This window comes from Candidatus Aminicenantes bacterium, from assembly GCA_026393855.1.
Classification (GTDB): domain Bacteria; phylum Acidobacteriota; class Aminicenantia; order Aminicenantales; family UBA4085; genus UBA4085.
On record JAPKZJ010000092.1, the window covers coordinates 49,598 to 56,679 of the forward strand.

Annotated in this window: 6 protein-coding genes; 3 read left to right on the plus strand and 3 right to left on the minus strand. The window is 63.5% G+C overall.

Going from position 1 to position 7,082, the window contains the following annotated elements; translation table 11 throughout:
• Nucleotides 1-45 precede the first annotated feature (45 nt).
• Nucleotides 46-1,155, minus strand: coding sequence for an exo-alpha-sialidase (locus NTZ26_11820; protein ID MCX6561184.1), 1,110 nt, complete (start codon nt 1,153-1,155; stop codon nt 46-48).
• A gap of 103 nt (nt 1,156-1,258) precedes the next feature.
• On the opposite strand from NTZ26_11820, the gene NTZ26_11825 reads away from it, so the two are divergent.
• The gene (locus tag NTZ26_11825; GenBank protein ID MCX6561185.1) at nt 1,259-3,106 is read left to right on the plus strand and encodes an ankyrin repeat domain-containing protein; all 1,848 of its coding nucleotides are present in this window, start codon (nt 1,259-1,261) and stop codon (nt 3,104-3,106) included.
• Between the two features lie 118 nt (nt 3,107-3,224).
• On the plus strand, nt 3,225-4,121 hold the full coding sequence (locus NTZ26_11830) for a class I SAM-dependent methyltransferase (protein MCX6561186.1): 897 nt from the start codon (nt 3,225-3,227) through the stop codon (nt 4,119-4,121).
• Nucleotides 4,122-4,224: 103 nt separating this feature from the next.
• Here the strand turns inward: NTZ26_11830 and NTZ26_11835 are convergent, their stop codons facing one another.
• Entirely contained in the window at nt 4,225-4,872 is a 648-nt protein-coding gene (locus NTZ26_11835; GenBank protein MCX6561187.1) for an MgtC/SapB family protein, read from the minus strand.
• A gap of 185 nt (nt 4,873-5,057) precedes the next feature.
• Between NTZ26_11835 and NTZ26_11840 the strand changes: the two genes are divergently transcribed.
• Entirely contained in the window at nt 5,058-6,185 is a 1,128-nt protein-coding gene (locus NTZ26_11840) for a trypsin-like peptidase domain-containing protein (GenBank protein ID MCX6561188.1), read from the plus strand.
• Between the two features lie 125 nt (nt 6,186-6,310).
• On the opposite strand, the gene NTZ26_11845 is transcribed toward NTZ26_11840, so the two are convergent.
• Nucleotides 6,311-7,082: lyase family protein (locus NTZ26_11845; protein MCX6561189.1), on the minus strand; the 772-nt coding region annotated here is incomplete at its 5' end.

The following is a 7,082-nucleotide window of genomic DNA, read 5'->3' on the forward strand; positions in this document are numbered from 1 at the left end:
CGCGATTTTCCACCCTCCGACCCCCAGAAATCGAGTCGATCTCCATCACTTGGGCAGGATTCCCGGATCCAGCACCACGTGGCGGATTTTCTCGCGGCGCCAGGTATAGGTCACGTGAAGTCGGCCGTCGGCGGTCTGGATGACGGCAGGATAGGAAAACTCCCGGGCGGGGTCGTCTTCGAGACGATAGGCAGGCCGCCAGGACTTGCCGTCCAAGCTGTAAGCGACATCCAGGATATCCCGCCCCCGACGCAACGGATTATAGACCAGCACGGCGCGACCATCGGCCAGCGTCACGGCGTCGATGCCGCTATCCGGGTTGGGGACATCGGTCGGAGCGAGCCTGGTCCAGGACGATGGATCCGCGGCCTTGCCCCAACTCGCCATAAGAACGCCCTGCTTGGATCGGCAGAGCGCCTGAAGCAAGCCGTCGGGGAATCGCAAGATGGCGGGCTGGATGGCGGAGATCGCGGGTGCCTCGTTTAGGTCGGCGCCGCGACTCCAGGCGCCGACGGGGTCACGGGTCCATTCCATGTGGACGCGCCACCCGCCTTCTTCGACGCTCGAACCGCAGAGCATGGTCCCGTCGGCCAGCTCGATCGGCTTGTTTTTGATCGGGCCGAGGATGCCAGCGGGAAGACGATGCGCCGCCCCCCAAGTTCGGCCGTCGTCGGAGGAGATTTTCAGCATCCCCCACCAGGACGCCGGCGCGGGACCGACTTTGTAGAAAAGAAGAAGCTCCCCGGATCGACGACGGAACAGCACAGGGTTCCAGCAGGGATAGCGGCGCGGGTCGCCGGATAAAACGCCCGCCGCGACTTCGGACGGCTCCGACCAGGCTCGGCCGTCGCGGAGCGCCAGCCAGATGCCGACATCGGGCGCCCCTTCGCGGCTGCCCCCGAACCAGGCCGCGACGAGCCCGGAAGGAGTTTCGACGATGGTCGAGGCGTGGCTGGAGGCGAAGGCCGGCGAGGGGACGATGAATTCGGATTCCAGGATGCGGAAGACCGCGGGGACGGGCGGAGCCGCCGGCTTCGGCGCCGCTTGACGGCTGGCGGCTGCGGAGAGAAGAATCCCGGGTCGGGCCGGCGCCGCCAGCAGAAACGATGCGATCAGCAAGGGGAACAGGGCCGGCCGCCGAGGGCGGATGATCATAGGCTTTTTGTTATCACACGCCTGACGGGATGTCAAAACGTCCGCCGGGGCGTGAAACGCCGCGAGCCGCCCGAACGTATTACTGTCTTAAGGAGCCATCGCCATGCCCAAATCGACGCCCCTCCTCGCGGCCGCCCCGTTGATGCTTTTACTGGCCGGATCTGCCGTTCTGGCTATCGACCGATACGCCGCCCCGAATCGCATGGCTCTCCAAGCCGGCGAGATCCACGCCGCGGCCGCCGCGGGCGACCTAGTCAAGCTGAAAGCCCTGCTGGCCTCGGACCCGGCGCTCGTCCGCAGCCGCGACGGCAAGGGCATGACGCCCCTGCATATCGCGAGCGTTGAAAAGCGCAAAGACGCGGTCGCCCTTCTGCTGGCGGCGGGCGCGGATGTGAAGGCAATCGACGCCGATAAATACACGCCGCTTCACCGCGCCGCGTTCGTCGGCGACGCCGAGAGCTGCCGGCTGCTTCTCGAGGCGGGCGCCGATCCCAAAGCCGTCGAGACGATGGGCCGGACTCCGCTGATGCTGGCCTGCGGCTTCGGAAAGGATCTGGAAACGGTCAAACGCTTGATCGCAGGCGGGTCGGACATCAACTATGCGGTCCCGGGCGGCGACAACGTCCTGCTGTCGTCCCTTTTCTTCGGCAAGCCGGAGATCATCGATTTCCTGCTCCAGAGCGGGGCCCGGCTGGCCGAGGACGGGCGGTCGATCTGGATGGCTGTGCTGGTCTCCACCAGGACCGGCCAGGAGGCGGTCTTCGAGCAGGCCCGGGAGGCGGCGAAGAAGAAAGGCATGCCCCTGGACCGGATCGTGTCCCTGCAGGACGCGGCCAGCGGCGGCTCGGTCGCCATCGGCGAAGCCCTGTTGGCGGCTGGGTATACCGTCGACCAAAAGAACGTCTATGGCTGGACGGCGCTGCACGCCGCCGCGGACCAGGGCCGCACGGCTTTCGTGCAATTTCTCCTCGCGCGCGGGGCGAAGATCGACGATCCGGACCGCATGGGCCGGACGGCCTGGCATTTGGCCCGGGAGAACAAGCACACGGAGACCGCCGATCTATTGAAAGCCCGCGGCGCGGCGCAGGGCAAGCCGAAGTTCCCCGAGCTCCGGGGGCTTTGGCTGGGCCAGCCCGAGCCCGGTGACACTCCGGCTATTTTCGCGCCCGGGATCGTCTCGGGGTACGCCTACGAGAGCGAGCACAGCCCGGTCGCCTTTTCGCCGGACCTGAATGAGGCTTATTGGACGCAAAAATACCGCGGGCCGCTGATGGTCTCCAAGCGGATCGGCGGGCTGTGGACAGTACCCCGGCCGGTCTCCTTCATGTCGCCGTGGGGGGATGGAGAGCCCTTCCTTTCGCCCGACGGAAAAAGGCTCTACTTCCTGAGCTTCCGCCCGCTCATGCCCGGCGGCCGCACCGACAAGGAGAACGTCTGGTATGTCGAGCGCCGGGGCGGGGACTGGGGCGAGCCCAAGCCGGAGTCGGAGGCCGTGAACGCCTTCGATCATCACTGGCTGTTCTCGGTCGCGGCCGACGGCACGCTCTATTTCTCCTCCAGCCGGGACGGCGGGATGGGCGGCGGGGACATCTACGTCTCCAAGATGGCCGGCGGCGTCCACCAGGCGCCCCAAAACGCCGGCCCCGTCATCAATACGGCCGGCGACGAAAGTATGCCCAGCATCGCGCCCGACGGAAGCTACATGCTGTTCGTCTCGCGCGAGCCCCAGGGCCAGTTTCGCATGCTGATCAGCTACCGGGACGGCGAAAGTTGGACGAAGCCGGTCGGGCTGGGCGAGAAGATCGACAGCATCCAGCAGGGCCTGTGCCCGCTCGTCACACCGGACGGCAAGCTCATGTTCTTCATCGGCCAGGGCGACATCTACTGGGTGCGGGCCGACTTCCTCAAGAGGGGTCAGGTCTCAACATTCAACATTTCTCCAGCTAATTGACGGCCTCGCGAAAAACAAATGTTGAATGTCGAGACCTGACCCCTCCCGCTTGACAGCCGGCGGCGTCTCGTTTAGCGTAGCGGTGCGCGCCCGGAAACCCGGGGAAAGGGAGACACCGATGACCCGCTGTTCCACCCGCTTCGCCTTCGCCCTTGGACTCGTCCTGGCGGCCGCCGGCCTCGGCCTGGCCCAGGACATCCAACTCGACGTTCCCTACGTTCCGACGCGCACCGCGGTCGTGGACGAGATGCTCCGGCTAGCCCGGGTGACGAAGGACGATGTCGTTTACGACCTCGGTTGCGGCGACGGCCGCCTGGTGATCGGCGCGGCCCAGAAGTACGGCGCCCGCGGAGTCGGCTTCGACATCGACCCCGAACGGATCAAGGAATGCCTGGAGAACGCCCAGAAGGCCGGCGTCATGGACAAGGTCAAGTTCATCCTGGGCGATCTGTTCGAGGCGGACTTCCGCGAGGCCACGGTCATGCCGATGTACCTGCTGACCTCGGTCAACCTAAAGCTGCGGCCCAAGATCCTGAAGGAGTTGCGGCCGGGGGCGAGGGTCGTATCACACAATTTCGGCATGGACAACTGGCGGCCCGACGAACAGACCATCGTCCGAGTCGAGGATGTGCCGCACGACGTCTTCCTGTGGATCGTCCCGGCCAATATCAGCGGGACCTGGATTTGGACCCTGGTGAACGGAAGTGCGCCGCAGGCTTATAAAATCGAAATCGCCCAGAAATTCCAGCACATCGAGGGCAGGATTATGATCGATGGGGCACCGGCCGAAATGAAGGATCTAAAACTGCGGGGGGACAAGGTCGCTTTCACGGTCGAGACCAAGATCGGGGGTAAGCCGGCCGTTTTGGCGTTCGAGGGCACAGCCTTCCTGCACCAGATCGCGGGGATGATCAAGGGCAAGGTGGACGGCAAGGACGTCGCTTATGCCTGGAAGGCCGTGCGCGACCCGGCCACGGAGACGCGCATCGACGACGACCCCTCGTGGATTTATTAGGGGTCAGGTCTTAAGATATTAGATTTCTTCTATCGATTTGCGACATTTATTGACAATTATCGCCATTAGAAAACTAATATCTTAAGACCTGACCCCTATTTTATCAGGGCTGGCGGATCTCGAGAATTTCGGCTGAATCCGATAGGTCGTGACGGAAATGGCGCTCGGCTCGCTCGCGCGCCACGAACCCGAAAGTCATCAACACCGCGCTCTCGGCCCGCTTGAGATTCACGGACTCGATCCGGATACCGCTGGAAGCCGCGAGGCCGCCGATCTTGTCGGCCGTAGCGTCCATATCGGGGATTTTCAAGGTATAGGCATAGCTGCGCCTCTTGGGAACCGCAGCCTCCACTTTTCGGAACAAGGCCAGAGTCAGGACGATCATGGCGGTGAAGACGACGGCCACCAGATAATAACCGGCTCCCACGACCAAGCCCAGCGCGGTGACGGCCCAGAGCGTCGAGGCGGTAGTCAGGCCTTGGACATGTCCGCCCGCCCGGATGATCGTGCCGGCGCCCATGAACCCGATCCCGGTGATGACGCCGGCGGCGACGCGCAGAAGGTCCGATCCGCCCGCCGCGGGGGCGGCGAGGATCATGCCCGAAAGGGCCATCATCATCGTCGCGCCGGTGCAAATCAGGATGTTGGTCCGCAAGCCGGCGGGCTTGTTGCTGAGCTCGCGCTCCAAGCCGATCGCCCCGCCCAGGACAAGAGAAACGGCCAACCGGATCAGGATGTCGGTAATGAGCACGGGAACCTCCGGCCCAATTATACGCCCCCGGCAGGGGTCGCGTCTTGCGATTTGCGGTTTCAATTGCCGTGGAACTGAAATAATTCCTATTTTTCGGCTCGAGAAACCGCAAATCGCAAGACACGACCCCTCGGGTTTCATAGGCGGCCTCTCTGGTGCTAAAATAAATGAACGAGGTGATCGGAATGAAAAAACACGCCGCTGTCGGAATCTCCATAGCCCTTCTGGCCTTCAGTCTCGGCGTCTCCGGATGCGCCTGCGCCCAGGGGGATCAGAGCGCCGCCAAGGAAAAGCCCGCCGGACAGGTCCGCCCCCCGGCCGAGCCCGCCCCTGCGGCCAATTTCCAGCTGACCGAGGACGAGCGCAACACCATCGACGTCGTCAAGCGCAATAAAAACTCGGTCGTCTATATCACCAACATCCAGCTGGTCCGCGACTTCTTCTATGGGGAAGAGGAGAAGATCCCGAAAGGCAGCGGCTCCGGATTCGTTTGGGACAACGAAGGCCACATCGTGACCAATTTCCACGTCATCGAGGACGGCGTCGAGTTCCTGGTCGCCCTGCCCAACGGAGAGCAGCGCCAGGCCAAGCTGGTCGGCAAGGAGGAGAGTAAGGATACGGCCGTCCTCAAGCTCGAAGGCGGGTTGAGCGGGATCTATCCCATTACGCCGGGCTCCTCGCGGGATATCCAGGTCGGCCAAAAGACGATCGCCATCGGTAATCCCTTTGGGTTCGACTACACGGTGACGAAGGGCATCGTCAGCGCCGTCGGCCGCAAGATCCTGGGCGCCGGCAACGTCACCATCCGCGACATGATCCAGACCGACGCCTCGATCAATCCCGGGAATTCGGGCGGCCCCCTGCTCAACTCGGCCGGCGAGCTGATCGGCATGAACACCGTCATCTACAGCCCGTCGGGCGCCTCGAGCGGGGTGGGTTTCGCCGTTCCGGTCGACATCATCAAGAAGATCGTGCCCGAGATCATCCGGACCGGCAGCGTGTCGCGCCCGGGGCTGGCTGTCTCGTTCGTGGCGGATGAATACGCCCGCCGGGCTCGGATCGAGGGGGTTGTATTGATGGAAGTCCAGGCGGGAACAGCAGCGTACGCGGCCGGCCTGCGCGGCGTCAGCCGAGACCGCTACGGCCGGACCTTCGTCAACGACGTGATCACGGCGATCGACAAAGCGCCGGTCAAGAGCTACGACGATCTGTTCACCGCCCTGGAGAATTACAAGATCGGCGATAAGGTGAATTTGACGGTCGAAAAGAACGGCCAGAAGCGGCAGGTGCCGTTCACCCTCGTCCGCGATTAAAAGGGGTCAGGTCTTAAGATATTAGTTTTCTATTACCAATATTCGGCGTTTTTTGACGATTATCGACAAAAACCCTCACATCATAAGGCCTGCCCCCTTTTGTTCGGCAAAAGATAACTTATATCTTAAGACCTGACCCCTCTTGATTTTATCGAGCGGCGGGGATCGAAGACCGCGATGACATCATGGTCGAATATCGGCGAAATGCGCCTCCATGCCTCCATTCCGAGCGCATTCAAAGGCGTTCCGGCCTTTTCCGCCTCGGCCACCGCCGCCCCGACGATGCCGTGGGCTTCGCGAAACGAAACGCCACGCCCGACCAGATAGTCGACCAGATCGGCCGCGTACAGCCCGGGATCGAGAACGGCCGCCGGCACCTCCGCCCGAGGCCGGATGTGGCCCAGGGCCTCGGCCAGGACCCGCATCACTTCGATCGGCTCCTCAACCCCCTCCCGGAGCGGACGCTTGTCCGCCTGCAGGTCTTTGTTGTATGTCGACGGCAGGCCCTTCAAGGTCATGAACGTCGCCATCAGCCGGCCCGCGGCCGCTCCCGATGCGGCTCGGATCAGCTCGAAGATATCCGGGTTCTTCTTCTGCGGCATCAGGCTGCTCGACGTGGCGACCGCCGCGTCCATCTCGATCAGCCCGAATTCGCGCGTGACGTAGATCACCAGATCGGACGCCAGCCGGCCGACGTCAAGCATCATGACGGCCATGGCGTAGAGCACATCGAGAATAAAAGTCCGATCGGCCACGGCGTCCATCGGGTTTTCCGTCACGCGGCCGAATCCCAGGTCCGCCCTCATCTTCTCCCGATCGAGGGCGACCGTCGAGCCGGCCAGCGCCCCCGACCCGAGCGGCAGGACGTCGACCCTGGCCAAGGCCTCCCCTAGCCGC

Coding starts and splice junctions, on each gene's coding strand:
- NTZ26_11820 (MCX6561184.1), bottom strand. CDS start 1,155: ATGATCATCCGCCCTCGGCGGCCGGCCCTGTTCCCCTTGCTGATCGCA.
- NTZ26_11825 (MCX6561185.1), top strand. CDS start 1,259: ATGCCCAAATCGACGCCCCTCCTCGCGGCCGCCCCGTTGATGCTTTTA.
- NTZ26_11830 (MCX6561186.1), top strand. CDS start 3,225: ATGACCCGCTGTTCCACCCGCTTCGCCTTCGCCCTTGGACTCGTCCTG.
- NTZ26_11840 (MCX6561188.1), top strand. CDS start 5,058: ATGAAAAAACACGCCGCTGTCGGAATCTCCATAGCCCTTCTGGCCTTC.